15 protein-coding genes, 1 tRNA gene and 1 riboswitch are annotated in these 15,819 nt (G+C 58.4%); of the genes, 11 read left to right on the top strand and 5 right to left on the bottom strand.

The genetic code is table 11. The annotated features are described in order from the left end of the window. The 4 genes from NW805_RS09920 to NW805_RS09905 form a co-directional block, all read left to right on the top strand. Positions 1-1,128: RNA-guided endonuclease InsQ/TnpB family protein (locus tag NW805_RS09920; protein ID WP_414421888.1), on the top strand; the 1,128-nt coding region annotated here is incomplete at its 5' end. 46 nt (positions 1,129-1,174) lie between these two features. Continuing rightward, positions 1,175-2,926, top strand: a complete 1,752-nt coding sequence (locus NW805_RS09915) for a tetratricopeptide repeat protein (RefSeq protein ID WP_414422389.1) — start codon at positions 1,175-1,177, stop codon at positions 2,924-2,926. Positions 2,927-3,110: 184 nt separating this feature from the next. Next, complete coding sequence (locus tag NW805_RS09910) at positions 3,111-3,638, top strand: hypothetical protein (RefSeq protein WP_414422388.1); 528 nt, start codon at positions 3,111-3,113, stop codon at positions 3,636-3,638. Between the two features lie 36 nt (positions 3,639-3,674). Further along, positions 3,675-4,193, top strand: a complete 519-nt coding sequence (locus NW805_RS09905) for a MogA/MoaB family molybdenum cofactor biosynthesis protein (protein WP_414391002.1) — start codon at positions 3,675-3,677, stop codon at positions 4,191-4,193. 28 nt (positions 4,194-4,221) lie between these two features. Here the strand turns inward: NW805_RS09905 and metK are convergent, their stop codons facing one another. Further along, the gene (gene metK, locus NW805_RS09900) at positions 4,222-5,481 is read right to left on the bottom strand and encodes a methionine adenosyltransferase (RefSeq protein WP_041436796.1); all 1,260 of its coding nucleotides are present in this window, start codon (positions 5,479-5,481) and stop codon (positions 4,222-4,224) included. Between the two features lie 298 nt (positions 5,482-5,779). Further along, a riboswitch (SAM riboswitch) is annotated at positions 5,780-5,891 on the bottom strand. Between the two features lie 67 nt (positions 5,892-5,958). After that, positions 5,959-6,327 (bottom strand): hypothetical protein, encoded by a 369-nt coding sequence (locus tag NW805_RS09895; RefSeq protein ID WP_011434147.1) that lies wholly within the window; start codon positions 6,325-6,327, stop codon positions 5,959-5,961. A gap of 159 nt (positions 6,328-6,486) precedes the next feature. Here NW805_RS09895 and cobO point away from each other — a divergent pair, with 159 nt between their 5' ends. Continuing rightward, positions 6,487-7,221 carry a cob(I)yrinic acid a,c-diamide adenosyltransferase gene (gene cobO / locus NW805_RS09890; protein WP_414422406.1) on the top strand — a complete coding sequence of 245 codons (735 nt, stop codon included), beginning with the start codon at positions 6,487-6,489 and terminating at the stop codon, positions 7,219-7,221. Between the two features lie 16 nt (positions 7,222-7,237). Next, positions 7,238-8,641 (top strand): cobyrinate a,c-diamide synthase, encoded by a 1,404-nt coding sequence (locus tag NW805_RS09885; RefSeq protein WP_414422387.1) that lies wholly within the window; start codon positions 7,238-7,240, stop codon positions 8,639-8,641. Here the strand turns inward: NW805_RS09885 and NW805_RS09880 are convergent. Then, positions 8,638-9,885 carry a URC4/urg3 family protein gene (locus tag NW805_RS09880; RefSeq protein ID WP_414422386.1) on the bottom strand — a complete coding sequence of 416 codons (1,248 nt, stop codon included), beginning with the start codon at positions 9,883-9,885 and terminating at the stop codon, positions 8,638-8,640. The two genes, NW805_RS09885 and NW805_RS09880, sit on opposite strands and share 4 nt — an antisense overlap. A gap of 485 nt (positions 9,886-10,370) precedes the next feature. On the opposite strand from NW805_RS09880, the gene NW805_RS09875 reads away from it, so the two are divergent. Beyond that, on the top strand, positions 10,371-10,718 hold the full coding sequence (locus tag NW805_RS09875) for a DUF1815 family protein (protein ID WP_011434143.1): 348 nt from the start codon (positions 10,371-10,373) through the stop codon (positions 10,716-10,718). 301 nt (positions 10,719-11,019) lie between these two features. On the opposite strand, the gene NW805_RS09870 is transcribed toward NW805_RS09875, so the two are convergent. Continuing rightward, a tRNA-Glu gene (locus tag NW805_RS09870) sits at positions 11,020-11,092 on the bottom strand. A gap of 390 nt (positions 11,093-11,482) precedes the next feature. On the opposite strand from NW805_RS09870, the gene clpP reads away from it, so the two are divergent. The 4 genes from clpP (at position 11,483) to NW805_RS09850 (ending at position 14,834) form a co-directional block, all read left to right on the top strand. Beyond that, on the top strand, positions 11,483-12,085 hold the full coding sequence (gene clpP / locus NW805_RS09865; RefSeq protein WP_011434140.1) for an ATP-dependent Clp endopeptidase proteolytic subunit ClpP: 603 nt from the start codon (positions 11,483-11,485) through the stop codon (positions 12,083-12,085). A 509-nt stretch (positions 12,086-12,594) separates the two neighbouring features. Continuing rightward, the gene (locus NW805_RS09860; RefSeq protein ID WP_011434138.1) at positions 12,595-14,019 is read left to right on the top strand and encodes a form I ribulose bisphosphate carboxylase large subunit; all 1,425 of its coding nucleotides are present in this window, start codon (positions 12,595-12,597) and stop codon (positions 14,017-14,019) included. 66 nt (positions 14,020-14,085) lie between these two features. Beyond that, positions 14,086-14,493 carry a RuBisCO chaperone RbcX gene (gene rcbX, locus NW805_RS09855; protein WP_011434137.1) on the top strand — a complete coding sequence of 136 codons (408 nt, stop codon included), beginning with the start codon at positions 14,086-14,088 and terminating at the stop codon, positions 14,491-14,493. Between the two features lie 8 nt (positions 14,494-14,501). Then, positions 14,502-14,834 carry a ribulose bisphosphate carboxylase small subunit gene (locus tag NW805_RS09850; protein ID WP_011434136.1) on the top strand — a complete coding sequence of 111 codons (333 nt, stop codon included), beginning with the start codon at positions 14,502-14,504 and terminating at the stop codon, positions 14,832-14,834. Positions 14,835-14,999: 165 nt separating this feature from the next. Here the strand turns inward: NW805_RS09850 and NW805_RS09845 are convergent, their stop codons facing one another. Beyond that, the gene (locus NW805_RS09845; protein ID WP_414343840.1) at positions 15,000-15,758 is read right to left on the bottom strand and encodes a TIGR00297 family protein; all 759 of its coding nucleotides are present in this window, start codon (positions 15,756-15,758) and stop codon (positions 15,000-15,002) included. Positions 15,759-15,819 lie beyond the last annotated feature (61 nt).

Genomic DNA, 15,819 nt, shown 5'->3' with positions numbered 1-15,819 from the left:
GCGACAATGGATGCCTTTGTGCAGGCGTTGAACTGGGTCAACCAAAACACACCAGAAAAAGTAGTCAACGCAGTCAAACTCCAATCCCTTTGCTATTACCAGATTCGCGCTCGGTTTGGCTTGTCCAGTAATCTGGCCCAGCAGGTCTGCAGACGGGTGGCAGGCGCTCGCAAAGTGGCGAGACAGCGCAACCGTCCAGTTAAAGAGTTCAAGCGTAGGTTCGTTACCTACGATGCACGTATCTTCTCGTTTCGCGAGAAAGACTGGACAGTGTCGCTTGCCACGGTTGATGGAAGAGAACGCTTTGAGCTAGCCATTGGCAACTACCAGAGGGGAATGCTGGCTGGCTCTAACCCCAAATCGGCCACCCTAGTCCAGCGGAAGGACGGCTCCTACTCCATCCAGATTTGTGTCGAGGCAGAGCCCCCCAAGCAACAGAACACCGACAAGGTGATTGGTGTTGACCTGGGACGGCGAGACATTGCACATACCTCCGAAGGAGACAACTGGAATGGACAGCAGCTGAACAAAGTCCGAGATCACTACTGTCGGTTAAGAGCGTCTCTTCAGCGCAAGGCCAGTAAGGGCACCCGCAGTTCGCGGCGCAGATGCAGAGAACTGTTGCAACGGCTGTCTGGCAAGGAGAGACGCTTTCAAACGTGGGTCAATCATCGCATCTCCAAAGCTATTGTCTCTAGGGCAAAGGCGACAAACAGCGCTATTGCTCTGGAAGACCTGACAGGGATCCGGGAAAGGGTCAATCAACAGCCACGCAGCAAAGCCGAGCGGCGTAGGACCAACAGTTGGGCGTTCTACCAACTACGTCAGTTTCTGGAGTACAAGGCGAGGGTTGCAGGGGTTTCTCTGATTCTTGTGCCGCCCGCCTACACGTCGCAGACCTGCCACAAGTGTTTGCATATCCATCCCGATCCTGCGCAATCCTACCGCAGTGGCAAGTCGTTCAAGTGTGGGCACTGTGGATGGGAAGGGGATGCGGATTTGAATGGTGCGAATGTGATTGCGCTTTTGGGGGCTGTCGTAAACCAGCCTAGAGGTCCGGGCTTGTTTTGTTCTCTGGTAGAGCAGAACAGGCTCAGGGCTACTGAAAGCCCGCTCCGTACCGCTTAGCGGTCGGAGCCGGGTAGTTTACGTCTACAGAGCGCTGCTCCCCGCCTTGGAAAGCAGCTCTCCGCAGCGGGCAAAGAAACTCTTGAGCGCCTTGCCCTACGAGGAGGAAAGGATCCCCTCTTGGGCGCTGTCGCAGGTGCAGGCGGTGCGGCAGCGGGTTGCGGGGAATGTTTCTCCATACACTGATGTTTATGGGCGTGCCGGCCAAGTGTTGATCCTAGAACAGCCGACGGTGCAAACGGTGCGCCCTTTGTACGAAGATTTACCGCCCCCATCCCGACACTTTTTTCTGCTGCAGATAGCGGATCCAGAAACTCTCCCCCCTGCCGCTCAGGTGTTGCTGCGCAGCGTGGTGGGCGATGATGCTGACCCGCAGCGGTTTTTGGCGGCGGCTCTTCTCTACTTAAAAGGGGATCCCAGCGGGGAGCCGCTGCTGCAGAAGGCTCTCAACGAGGACTTTGCCTCTCTTCACGGCATCGACGACCACCTGGTTTTGCTGCAGTTGGCAGAAGCTTTTCCCAATTCCCGCTTTACGCAAGCTTGCCGGGAATACGCCCGCATTCGGGGGGGCAGCTATTTTGGCCATTCCCTCTACAACCCCGAGACCGGCGAACCGATCCCGCGGCCTTTCCCCCCGGCAGAGGAAGAGACCCTTTGGCGGACTTGGCTGACCGTCTACCCGAATCATCCCGGTGCCGACGATGCCCTCTTCTGGCTGACACGCACCTTGGAGTGGCAGGGCAAAAGGGAAGAAGCACTGGTCCTTTTGGCCAATTGGCTGGCGGATCCCTTCGGCGATGGAGACATGCGCTACGTCTTGCGCCGCCGCCTGCTTTTGCTCTTAGACAGCGGTGCAACCCCCAGCGAGTTGCAAGCTTTTCTCGACCGCCACGGCGAGCATCCTCTGGCCGCCGCCGTCCGCTATGCTCTGGCGGTTCGCTTCGCCCGCGAACACCGCTACGACCTAGCCCTGCAGCTGACGGAAAATCTGGCTTTGGATGCTGTGTTGGATCGCTACCCCTTGCTGGATGGCGGCTACTGGCTGGACGACTGGGATCCCGTGCCCGCCAGCCGCACCCCTCTGCAACCGAAAATCCAGGCCCAACGAGAACGCTGGCGCCAATTGAGCCGTTGGCAAGCCCAATCCACTCCCCAACAACGCTATCAACTGGCCGCCCACTGGGCCGCTGCCGACGGTTGGCGCAATGGGTACCTGTGGCTGTTTAACCAAACCCGTGCCGGTGGCCTGAGTGGGGATGCTGATGGAAGCGCGCCGCCGCAACCAGCTTCCTCCAGTTCTCTATCGGACTATCAGCGGGCCAATCACCATGCTGTAGCAGCAGAGTTACTCGGCTCTGTGCTGGCGGATCCCACCGCCCCTGCCCATCTTCAGGAAGAAAGCCTGTACCGGCAGGTGCTGATCCTCTACCGCCAGTACACCACCTACCCTCCCGAGGAAACGGCAGCCATCTATCCGCTGCCGGGCTTCCCCCCAGGAGTGACAGAAGATACCAGCTTGTTCGACACGTCACTGCCGGACTACGTGGATCCTGGCAGCCTCAGCTACAGCTACTTTCTGGAAGCCAAAGCCCTGCAGGATGGCTATGCCCGCCAGGCGATCTACGCCGGCAATGAGCTGCTGAACCGCTTCCCCCAGAGCCGCCATGCTGGGGATGTGCTCATGGCTCTGTACGGCCTGACGGGAGATGTCGCCTTCCTAGGACGGCTGCTGACGCAGTTTCCTGATAGCGAGCGCGCTCTGGAGGCAGCGCTTGAGCTGGGGCCCGTCAGCCACTGAGTCTTTAAGCGTACCGCAGCTTTGCAGCTTTATAGCCTCTTCACAGAGCCTTCATGAAAGGCAAATAGGGGTATTCTTGGACGAGAGCTGTCTTGCGAGATCCAGGGAGAAAGGCTTTATCTCCCCTTTGTCTCGGCGGATCTGGACTAGCTTGGGTTGAGTTTCCTTGGGCTGCCATGGGCTGATGGATCCTGCCACTTTTCTGGAGCACTATGGGTTTGAGCTGGAAGGTCAACCCAGCCAGGTTTGGGTGGAGCGCTGGAGCCAGTTGTTCCCGGATCTTTGGATCCCGGCAGCCTTGCTAGAAGCCCTCTACCAGGGGCGGTACAAGGCCGCCTCTGTGGAGCAGCTTCTCCGCCTTTGGCAGCGTCGCGGCTCTCCTCATCTTACCTTTCCCCCAGAAATCGGCCAGTTCCTTTGGCAGGAGCAGCAGGAGCGGATCCGCTCTTTGGCTGCGGCTGCCTTTGCTTGTTCTCCTCTGCCGCCGGTACCCCCCGCGGGATCCCTGTTTTCCAGAGAACCGGCCATATCTCTAAACTTGTTGTTGGAGCAGTTGCAGGAGCTTCCCCCCAAGCTGCGCCGCCTGCTCGCCCAGTCCCCTCCTCCCCAACTCACCCGTGCTGGTGGGGCAGAGTCCTCAGGGATCCTAGAGCTCCAGCAGACGGTCGTTGACCCTCCAACTCCTGCCGAGCCCCCTCAGGGACAGTCTTGATGGGCTTGCCACTCTCTTTCCTCAGGGATCCTGGTCATGAACTTTCCCCTCGATTGCGACAGCGGTGCGGAGCACATTTTTGCCGCCTTGCCCTGTGGGGTGATCACCGTCAGCGACACGCGCACCCCTGAAACCGATCACAGCGGCCAGTTTATCTGCACAGCCCTCCAGGAGTCCGGCCACCGGGTGGAGAGATATTGCATTCTCCGAGATGAACCGCAGCTCATTCGAGAGCAGGTTCAGGATTGGGCCGGATCCCTGCCGGTGATCTTGTTGAATGGTGGCACAGGCATCGCCCCCCGCGACACCACTTACGACGCCATCGAGGCTCTCCTGGAAAAGACCTTGCCCGGCTTTGGGGAGATCTTCCGCCAGCTCAGCTATGCCCAGATTGGCAGTCGGGCCATCGCCTCTCGGGCCATCGCCGGGATCCACGGAAAGTGCTTGATCTTTTCCATGCCTGGCTCCCCAGCAGCCGTGCAACTGGCTATGCGCAGCCTGATCCTGCCGGAGCTACCCCACCTGGTTAAGCAACTGCACCAGGGCAAGCATTGAGGCAGCAGGCCGTCTTAGTGATCCCCTCTTAGGCCAAGAGGGCAGTCGCCTTGGCAAGAGCCTCCTCCCGCAGCAGAGCGGCTTTATCGGTGCGCTCCCAGGGCAGATCCAGGTGAGTTTGCCCGAAGTGACCATAGACCGCTACATTTTGGTAGAAGCGTCCCCCCCGTTGGCGGGGCAGCTCCCGCAGTTGGAACTGGGCCAAAATGGCTGCCGGCCTCAGATCGAAGTGGCGCTGCACCAGCCGCAACAGCTCTTCGTCGGGGATGCGCCCTGTGCCAAAGGTTTCCACCAAAATGTTGATGGGGCGGGCTACCCCAATGGCGTAGCTCACCTGCACTTCACATTTTTGCGCCAAGCCAGCTGCCACGATGTTCTTGGCCACGTAACGAGCCGCATAGGCAGCGCTGCGATCCACCTTGGTGGGATCCTTGCCGGAGAAGGCCCCGCCCCCATGGCGAGAATAGCCGCCGTAGGTATCGACGATGATCTTGCGTCCGGTCAGGCCCGCATCTCCCTGAGGGCCGCCGATGACAAACTTGCCGGTGGGATTGGTGAGGAAGCGGGTGTGGCTATCCGGCTTGATGGGCAGCTCGGCAAACACCGGCGTGACCACTGCCTCCCAGAGATCGGCGCGGATCCGCTCTTGCACCGCCGCCTCTTCCGTAATGGCGCCAATCGTGGGTGTGTGCTGGGTGGAGATGAGCAGGGTGTGAATGCCCACCGGGCGACCCTCCTCATAGGCCACAGTCACCTGCGTTTTGCCATCCGGGCGCAGATAGGGCAGGGTGCCGTTTTTGCGAACCGTGGCCAACTGGCGGCTGAGGCGGTGGGCCAAGCTAATGGGCAAGGGCATCAACTCGGGAGTTTCATCGCAGGCAAAGCCAAACATCAACCCCTGATCCCCGGCCCCGACCAAGTCGAATTGATCTTCCTGGGAGCCGCGACTTTCCAGGGCCATGTTCACCCCTTGGGCAATATCGGGAGATTGCTCATCGAAAGCCACCAACACCGCGCAGCTTTCTGCACAAAACCCATTCTTGGCATCGGTATAGCCAATTTCGGCCACCTTGTCCCGCACCAGACGGGTGAAGTTGACCTGCGCTTGCGAGGTGATCTCCCCGGTCAACAAAACCAGGCCCGTATTGACCACCACCTCGGCAGCCACCCGACTGAGGGGATCCGCCGTCAAGAGGGCATCCACGATGGCATCGGAGATCTGATCGCAGATTTTGTCGGGGTGCCCCTCCGTCACCGACTCCGAGGAAAACAAAAACGACTTGGACAACGAACCTTCTCCTTAAAAGCTAGAACTGAGAACCTGAACAAAAAACAAGGCTCACCCGCTCGTTCATTATCCGTCGGAGAAAGAGCCAACCAGGGATCCCCAGGTGCTCCGCACCAGCCCCAACTCAGCCAGAGGAAAGGCCCACCAACCAGCAAGCGTTCTGCACCGCTGACGCACCAGCACTGCCGCGAAGGCCTTGCCCCGCTGCCGCGACCAGAGCTATGGGAGCTGCTAAAGGATAAAGTTGCCAGAAAAGTCCCCCGTCAAAGAGGGCTATCCTCTAGAGAAAACTTTATTGCCTTTATCTTTCGGTTACTGACTAACCGCAGGAATTGGCACCGTAGCGGAGGCTTCCGCCGGGTTGCCGCAGCTTCATTGGGCCTGGTCCCTCAGTCTGCTCTGGATAAAGAACGGAACTTGTCCCTATAGTACCCCCAACCTCCGCCCATTTGTCAAAAAAATAAGCTGTGGGCGGCTTCAGCCAAACAGACCCTGCCACCAGTCTGTCCCCTGAGCGGCTTTGAGAAAGAATGCGCCGGCCAAGCCCAGGGGGGAGAGAACGCCGAGAAAGCCAACTGTCCCCAATCCCCAAGCCAAGCGGTGCAGATGCTTTTTGTCGGCAGGATTTGGCGTCGTTTCGGCTGAGATGGCCAACAGGGATCCCAAGGCTGCCAATAGGGATCCCCCCAGACCTGCAAAGTAGCTGGGCGCTAGCCACGGTTGCAACTCGGCGGCAGATACGACTTGGATGCGGGGCAAGACTTGAAAACACCCTATTGCCAGCACTGCCCAGATGAAGCAGTACATTAGCAGGCTATCTCGGAAAGCAGCAGCCGGTTCTCTCATGATCCCAGCCAATGCAACCAGATGAGGGATTAGGATGGGGGCGGTCTGCTGTGGGGGAACTTGAGTTTGCCCTAACAGTCGCGTCAGCGGTGCAGTTCCCCTGCCGTAGGCACAGCACCTTCCCCTCAGCTTGTGTGGCGAATCTCAATTTTTATGATTATGGCCCAACCCGCCCTGTCTGGCTGGCCTGCACCGGCTTCCGGATCCCAGCCCCTGCCCCCCTCGACAACAGAACTTGAGGCTGCTTGCGATAGCTCACCGGGCACAGAGGCTGACCCAAACTGGCGGCACCGCCAAAGAATGCAAAAACGCCAGCAGCGGCAGCGGCAGCGTCTGTCGGGCATGCGAGATGACAAGGGCTTGATCATCGTACACACCGGGCAGGGCAAGGGAAAGACCACGGCTGCCTTCGGCATGATCTTCCGCGCCCTCGGCCAGGGGCTGTCGGTGGGGGTGGTGCAATTTATCAAGGGGGCCTGGGATCCAGGAGAAGCCAAGCTATTGCGGAAATTGGCCGAGCATCCAGAGCTGGGCCTGGGGAAAATAGCTTTTTACGCCATGGGAGAGGGCTTTACCTGGGAAACCCAAGACCGGGAGCGAGACATCGCCCATGCACAGGCGGCCTGGGAAAAGGGGCGGGAGCTGTTCACCAGCGGGGAGTTTCAGTTGGTGCTTCTGGATGAGATCAATGTCGCCCTCAAGTTGGGATATCTCTCGCCGGACAGGGTGTTGGCCGGGCTAGCGGAGAAACCGGAGCGGGTTCAACTGATCTTGACGGGGCGGGGCGCGCCGGCAGCGTTGATCGACCGAGCCGATCTGGTGACGGAGATGACTTTGGTCAAGCATCCCTTCCGTGACCAGGGGATCAAGGCGCAAATCGGCATCGAGTTCTAACCCTTGGGCAGGAAAGATGGCCATTCTGCTGGCGGCGGCAGCAAGCGGCAGCGGCAAAACCACCATCACTCTGGCTCTGTTGGCCGCTCTGAGACGGCGGGGCCTGCGCATCCAACCTTTCAAGGTGGGGCCGGATTACATCGATCCTCTGTTTCACACGGCGGTGAGCGGGATCCCCTGTCGCACTTTGGATCCCTTCTTGACCGACGAGGACTTTGTGCAGCGCTGCTTTCGCCACCATTGCCAGGGCAAGGATGGAGCCATTGTGGAGGGGGTAATGGGCCTCTTCGATGGACGAGCGCCGGGATCCCTGCCCCTCCCTGGGAGCGGGACGGAGCCCTTTTTGGCCAGCAGCGCCCATGTGGCCCGCCTGCTCGGGATCCCTGTGGTGCTGGTGATCGATGGCAGTGGCATGGGAACAACAGTGGCCGCCTTGCTCTACGGCTTGAGCCGCTGGGATCCCCGCCTCTCCATTGCTGGGGTGATTTTCAACCGGGTGGCCTCGGAGCGGCATGGACAAATCTTGCAGCAGGCAGCGGCTGCAGCGGGGATCCCAGTCTTGGGCCAGTTTCCCCGGCGGGAGGATTTGCGGTTGCCCAGCCGACACCTGGGGTTGGTGCCTGTCTCAGAACTGGATCACTTCCCCCACTGGCAAGCTGCCTGGGCCGAGCTGGCCGAGCAACATGTCAATTGGGATAGCCTATTGCCCCTCATTCGGAGGCTTCCTCCAGCGGTAGGAGAGCTGTGGCCAGGGATCCCCCCTCTCACCGAAAGGACTCCGCCCCGCCGCTGCGAACAGGTACGGGTGGCGGTGGCCCAAGACCACGCCTTTAACTTCTACTACGCCGACAACTTGGATCTGTTGCGGGCCTGTGGAGCCGAGCTGCTGGAGTATTCCCCCCTCCAGGTGGGGCTATGGCCACCGGAGCCCTGCGACGGCGTGCTGCTGGGGGGAGGGTTCCCGGAATTGTTTGCAGCACCTCTATCTGAGAGAATTAACCAACAACCTCCCCCGCCCACCCACCCACCCCTCTACGCCGAGTGCGGCGGACTGATGGTGCTGGGCCAATCCCTTACCGATTTTCAGGGAAAGACCTACCCGATGGCCGGGCTGTTGCCCATCACAGTAGACATGGCCAACCGGCTATGTTTGGGCTACCGCGCAGCTGCCGTTTTGCGCCCAACCCTGCTGGCGCCAGCTGGGGATCGCCTGCGCGGGCATGAATTTCACCGCTCCCGCAGCACCCCCATCTCCCCCAGCCCAATCTACAGCTGGGGATCCCCCGCCCAGCTTCAACAGGAAGGATGGGCCACCGAGCGTCTTCACGCTTCGTACCTGCATCTGCACTGGGGATCCCGTCCTGATTTGGCCCTGAGATTATTACAGAACTTCTTAAGAATCTCGAAAGGGGATCCCTAAAAAACCGTGCCATCGCTGAGCAGTTGGATGGGAGGAGAAGCATCTGGCCTAAGCTGGGCCGCTATTTGCCGTCCTGCCGTCCAGGTTCCCCCTTGCAGTATCTTCACCAGGGGCAACTCCTGGGCAGAGCAGCCAAGCCTTTCCCGGATTAAGGAGGCAACTTGATCCAGCAAAATCACCGTCAGGGCTCGCCACTCCACAATCACCGTCGAATCTGGGAGATGCGGTTGCTGCCCAATCTCCGGCTGCTTGAGCTGGATCACCCCCAAATCCACAAACAGCCCCCCGTTGCGATACTCCGCCAAACCCGTCAGCTCATCCAAACCCCCGATTGGGATCCCCTCCTGCTGCAACGGCTCCAGCAGGGAATAGGTCATCCATTGGGACAACTTGTGAAAAGGCACCCAATGGCTCCCCGGCTCCGTTTGGGGCAGGTGGGGATAGGGCCAGACATCCCCCAGAGGGATCCCGGCCAGCGAGACTCGCCCAGGCCAAATGGAGCTAAACCCCCTCTGAACTGCCTGGAAGACCTGTGCTGCTTTGATCCCACGGCTGGGATCCTCAGGCTGGATGGCGTCCCACAACCGGCCTGGACGAGGAAGATTGTGACCAGATCCAAAGTAATGAGGTTGAGCCCGCAAAGTTTGTGCCAACCTTTGCAGCAGTTGCCAGCGCCCCTCCAGTCCCAGTAAAGGATTTTCCGGCCCCACCTGGAAAGCTGCTGCCAAATCCGCCAAGGTGATCCGCTCCAGGCCCGCCGCATCCACCTGCAGAGGCTGCTGGGGATCGCTGGAAAACCCACCTTGCCAGAACCAGTCGAAACTGGCCAAGGCCAAACCTTCGGAACGACCCACCACCGTCTGACTTTCTGGATCCCAGTACTTCCAGGCAGAGCCTGCGCCTGCGTCCAGCAACACGCTGACGATGGCCAGATCCCACTTGCATCGCAGCCGCTCCAGCGGATCCATGTCTTTAAGTCGATTTTCCAGACGGGCTAGGCGCTCCCCGGATCCCACCTGAAAATGTTGCCAGCGGCTGTGGAAGGGAATTTCCCCGTTGGGATAATGGGCCCGCATTGTGGTGATCACATAGTCGGCTACGGATCCCAGCCGGTTCAGGTCGAGGCGAAAATGCTCTGATTCACCGGCCAAAACCCTTTCCAATAGCAACCGACAGCGATCCCGAATGGCTTGGGGACTCTGCAAATAAGCCACTCGTTTTTCCAGATCAACAGGTGTCAGCATCAAGCCGTTCCTTCTCAATTGTCCATGCCGAGAATTTTCTCAGCATAATCGGGCGGGAACCCACCTTGATCTGCATTCGTCTGCAAGCCTTGGCCCACTTGACACTCCCGCCGGTCTCTTGTCAAAAGACCGCGTCTTACTTCGCGATCGGTGAGACCCTTGCAAGAGAAAGCTTTGAGGCAACTGTCCTGCTGACACGAGCAGCCCTGAGCCATTTTGAGAAAAGACTGGGCCAAGCACTGGGTGAGGATCCCGATAGATAAGAGCATTGACTCGAGGTAAATTTTGATGTCCCTGTTAAGAGAAGTGTTGAATACTACATTTCACTGAAGTAGACTTCGCCTACTCTGTGGCCTTAATCACTTCCTTGAGGGGTTGTCGATTGTTATGATAGATGTAATCCTAGTCCTAAGCATAAATTACTAGTTAGGTCATTTGCAGCTAGGCTAAGCCCCAAAAGTGCCAATCCGTTAGGGAGGAGTGTGATGTTCACACGGTTGGCGGAACAATACCGCAGCTATGTTCAAGATCTGGTGATGAGTTTGCAGGCCCTGGCCATCGTTTTGGAGAAGCGGGGCTACCCAGCCTCTTGCTACACCTGTGGTACGTCTTTCGAGAGTGCCTCGTTTATGGTCAGTTTACGAGAGGGGCACCTAATCCGCTTTTTGGTTTCCGAATGCTCCATTAGCTGGACAGAAATGCGGGATGACCGGGAGCTTATGAAATTGGAAGGGGCAGAGGCGATTCGCCAACTGCAGGAGCTGGCAGAGCTTATCAAAGATGAGCTGTTGGTCGCCGCCACGCCGGCTGAAGCTCTGGTGGCCAGCACCTGATTTTTGCAGGCCCCAGGTCTGCCCGAACCCAACCCGTGACCGATTGGGCAACTGGGCCCGACCTTCTAGAGGCTTTCCCAATCTTGGGGGGGGGGCGAGGGCTGGATAGGGATCCCCCTCGACGGAGTGGCAGTTGGCTGGCTGCCCATGCCGCTTGTATGGGGATCCCAGATGACCCGCTCTCCCAGCTTGTATCTGGAGTGGTTTGTGGCGGCAAAGCCTCTCTGAGTAAAGTCTGAGTAAGGTGTCACCGCTGCCAGGGATCCCCTGTTGACGGCTTTATCTTATAACTCTGACCCAATACCCCCAAGGGGATTCGAACCCCTGTCGCATCCGTGAAAGGGATGTGTCCTAGGCCTCTAGACGATGGGGGCGCTCTCCGACAAGGCGATCCTAATCCTAAAGAAGGATAAGTAAGCTTGTCAACCTTTTAATCTGCATCCCCAGACCCACGCCCTGCCAAGTTCAGAATCAAGATCCCCAGCAAAGCCAGGCTCAGCAGGCTGGCAATCACAATCGGTTCATCTGGGATCACGTCCATCTTGGCTTCACCTCACCACATCACAAAGAGCCACACCTCAGACCCGTTCCACATCCCAGAAGAAGAGGGATCCCGCTATAACCACCCCGTCTCCTTGCTGTTCTAGCCGGCTCACACCCCATCGAGCCCCGTACGGAGGCGGGCCGGTGAGTCGTCCTGAGCAAAGCATCCGTCCGGTGGCTTAGACTACACTAGTAAGGACTGACCCATCGTTTGGACTGGCATGATTCCCACCGTTATTGAGCAATCTGCGCGAGGCGAGCGCGCCTTTGACATTTACTCGCGTCTCTTGCGGGATCGGATCATTTTCTTGGGCACCCAGGTGGACGACGACATTGCTAACCTGATTGTGGCCCAGATGCTCTACTTGGAGTCCGAAGACCCTGAAAAAGACATCTACCTCTACATCAACTCCCCCGGCGGCTCTGTCTATGCTGGCATGGCCATTTACGACACCATGCAGCACATTCAGCCGGATGTCTCCACCATCTGCATTGGTTTGGCTGCCAGCATGGGAGCCTTTCTGCTGGCAGGGGGCACCAAAGGCAAGCGCATTGCCCTTCCCCACGCCCGCATCATGATCCACCAACCCCTTGGTGGAGCTCAGGGGCCAGCTACCGATATTGAAATTCAGGCCAAAGAGATCCTCTTCATCAAAAACAGCCTCAATAGCTTGCTGGCCTACCACACCGGTCAACCTCTAGAGCGCATCGAACGAGATACCGACCGCGACAACTTCATGACCCCAGAACAAGCCAAAGAGTACGGCCTCATCGACCAAGTGATCAGCAAGAGACCCCAGCCAACCCTGGCAGCCGTTTCTTGACCCTCCAGATCCTGTGGGTGGACTTGCTCCGCTCCCTCAAAGAAGGGAGCTTTTGGTTTTGGCCAGGGATCCCACCCGAAGGATATTAAGAAAGCCAAAGAAATCTGTATTCTCAGCGGGAAGCAGGGGGACTCACTTTAACCAAACTAATCAAACTCATAAAGAAAGTAATGTTCAGCCCACTATTGCGGATGATAGCTTAGGATTAAACCAATATAGAGTTGTGTTTGCCGAGATTCTAGCTTAGGCACTGTATAAAAATCTTTCTACTGGATTTGCAAGTCCAGGGAGTCCAAGCTAGCAATTGAAGGCACTCGAAAAGAAGGGTTTGGGGCTTCCATCCCCTGGGATGAAGAGTGTCTTAAGGCCCAACTTTGGCCTCGCGGTTGTGGGGCGGTCTTATTCACGGAAACTCGGTGGTCTTGAGTTTTGGCCCTGGGTTTTTTCCTCTTGGTTGCATCCGTGAATGGCATTTTCTGGTTCTGTGATTCGTTCAGAGGGAGATCAACGTGGCCTATTCAGCAACCCAATCCAAAAGCGGCTATCAAGCCGGTGTGAAGGATTACCGACTCACCTATTACACTCCCGACTACACGCCTAAGGATACCGACGTCTTGGCCTGTTTCCGGGTTACTCCTCAGCCGGGTGTTCCTCCCGAAGAGGCCGGGGCGGCTGTGGCGGCTGAGTCTTCGACAGGCACCTGGACAACGGTATGGACAGATTTGCTGACCGACTTGGATCGGTACAAGGGCCGCTGCTATGACATCGAGCCGGTTCCCGGCGAAGACAACCAGTACTTCTGCTTCGTCGCCTATCCGCTGGATCTGTTTGAGGAAGGCTCGGTGACCAACATGCTCACCTCGATTGTGGGCAACGTTTTTGGCTTTAAGGCCCTAAAGGCGCTGCGGCTGGAAGATGTGCGGATCCCGGTGGCCTACCTGAAAACCTTCCAAGGCCCTCCCCACGGCATTCAGGTGGAGCGGGATAAGTTGAATAAGTATGGCCGTCCGCTGCTGGGCTGCACCATCAAACCCAAGTTGGGCCTTTCTGCCAAAAATTACGGGCGGGCCGTGTATGAAGCTCTGCGGGGCGGCCTGGACTTCACCAAAGATGACGAAAACATCAACTCCCAGCCCTTCCAGCGCTGGCGGGATCGCTACTTGTTCGTGATGGAGGCTGTCCACAAGGCCCAAGCGGAAACCGGCGAGATCAAGGGCCACTATTTGAACGTGACGGCGCCCACCTGCGAAGAGATGTTCAAGCGGGCCGAGTTTGCCAAGGAGTTGGGCGCCCCTATCATCATGCACGACTACTTGACAGCTGGCTTCACTGCCAACACCAGCTTGGCCAAGTGGTGCCGGGATAACGGCATTCTGCTGCACATTCACCGGGCCATGCACGCGGTGATCGACCGGCAGAAAAACCATGGCATCCACTTCCGGGTGTTGGCCAAGTGTTTGCGCATGTCCGGTGGCGACCACCTGCACTCCGGTACGGTGGTGGGCAAGCTGGAAGGCGACCGCGCCATTACGATGGGCTTTGTGGATCTCATGCGGGAAAACTACGTAGAGGCCGATCGCTCCCGCGGCATTTTCTTCACCCAAGATTGGGCTTCCATGCCAGGGGTGATGCCGGTGGCTTCCGGTGGGATCCACGTTTGGCACATGCCGGCGCTGGTGGAAATCTTCGGCGACGACTCGGTGCTGCAGTTTGGCGGCGGAACCTTGGGACACCCCTGGGGCAACGCGCCGGGCGCAACCGCCAACCGGGTGGCCTTGGAAGCGTGTATCCAAGCTCGTAACGAAGGTCGAGATCTGGCCCGCGAAGGCAACGACATTATCCGGGAAGCAGCCAAGTGGTCGCCAGAGCTGGCGGCTGCCTGCGAGCTGTGGAAGGAAATCAAGTTCGAGTTCAAGGCCGTCGACACCCTCTAGAGATCTGCTGGGGGCAGGGGATCCCCACGGTTCTCTTGCCCTACTGGCTCCCTCCCTGGATCGGCAATGGATCTGAAACAGATCGCCAAAGACACCGCCAAGACCTTGATCAGCTACCTGACTTATCAGGCGATGCGCACGGTGCTGGCTCAATTGAGCGAAACAGATCCCCCCAGGGCTCTTTGGCTACAGCAGTTCTCCGCTCGGCAAAACCTTCAGGATGGGGAAGCCTACCTGCGGGCTTTGCTGGCTGAGCGTCCTGAGTTGGCCTATCGCATCATGACCGTTCGTGAACACATTGCTGCGGAGGTGGTCGATTACCTGCCGGAAATGGCCAAAGCCGGCATCCAGCAAGCCAACATGGAGCACCGCCGCAATCATCTAGAACGGATCACCTCAGCAACAGGATCCCTACCCGTTACCCACCCGGAAGCGGGATCCCCCCCACAAAACCCTAGGCTCGAAACGGAGTGACACCGATCATGCAAACCTTACCAAAAGAGCGCCGCTACGAAACCCTCTCCTACTTGCCGCCGCTGACGGATCTGCAGATCATCAAGCAGGTGCAGTACATCTTGGATCAGGGCTACATCCCGGCCATAGAGTTCAACGAATCTTCTGAACCGACGGTTCGCTATTGGACGCTGTGGAAGCTGCCCCTGTTCAGCGCCACTTCTCCCCAGGAGGTGCTCAGCGAGGTGCAGGCTTGCCGCAGCGCCTACCCCAACTGTTTCATTCGCGTGGTGGGGTTCGACAACATTAAGCAATGCCAAGTGCTCAGCTTCCTGGTCTATAAGCCCAGCGGCCTGCGCTAGGAGAGCGTCTTGCCAGTTCCCGGTCAAGTTCTGGCCAGCAACAGGGGAGAGCTTCTCCCCTTTTTGTCTTTATATTCGCTTCAGTTTAGGGTGAGACGCCTGGGCTACTGAGAAAAGCCTTCCAGCCCCGTGTATTGTTGCTCCGCAACGCTAACGCTGTTGTTTCTAGGATCCGATGCCCATAAGGGATCCCAGCCCTACCGCCAGAAGAGCGGCCAGGGTTGTTTGAATACTGTTTACAACTTCGTTGGTCATCCAGGCCAAACGGGGTTGTAATACCACTCCCATCCAGCTTTCCGCCAGGGTGGCCAGGATCCCAGCCAGCCAGCAGATGCCCAACCAAAATGGGCTTTCCCCAACCCACTCCCCGCCAATCCCCCAGGCCAACCCGGCCATCCCTGCCGCTGCCGCCACCCCCGCCAGGGATCCCTCTAGGCTTACAGCTCCTTCTGTGCCCGCCGGCACGGACTGGAAGGTGGTGATCAAAAAGGTCTTGCGGCCATAGGCTTTCCCCACCTCGCTGCTGACGGTATCGGCCAATTTCGCTGCAAAGCTGGCGCTGTATCCCAACCACCACAGGGGATGCGGGAAGAAAGCGTATCCTAGCGCACATACTGCCCCGGTTAAAGCGGATCCCCAGACGTTCTCCGGCCCTCGCGCCCCCTCTCGCTTTTCGGCGATCCCCTGCGCCTGCTTGCGCCGGATCCCCAGTTTGGTTACGGCTGTTCCCACTAAAAAATAGGCAGCTACCACCGCGTAGCCCCGCCCCCCCAGCCCCCCCCACACCAGCAGGCCCAGCAGGCCCGCGTGGATGACCCCTGCTCGCGTCAAAGCCTTCTGAGGGCTCAGCAGACCCAGCACCACCAGAGCCAGGTTGAGCCAGAGTGCCACCCCCCACTGACTCAGAAGCCACGCTTGCCACATATACCCTTAAACTTTAGCCACAGCAATTTGGCCAGATAATTCTCAGCACAAGCACCAATAT

The sequence above is a fragment of the Synechococcus sp. W60.1 genome, from assembly GCF_047461575.1.
Lineage (GTDB): Bacteria > Cyanobacteriota > Cyanobacteriia > Thermostichales > Thermostichaceae > Thermostichus.
Note: the sequence above shows the minus strand (reverse complement) of the source record. Positions and strands in the feature narration are given on the sequence as shown.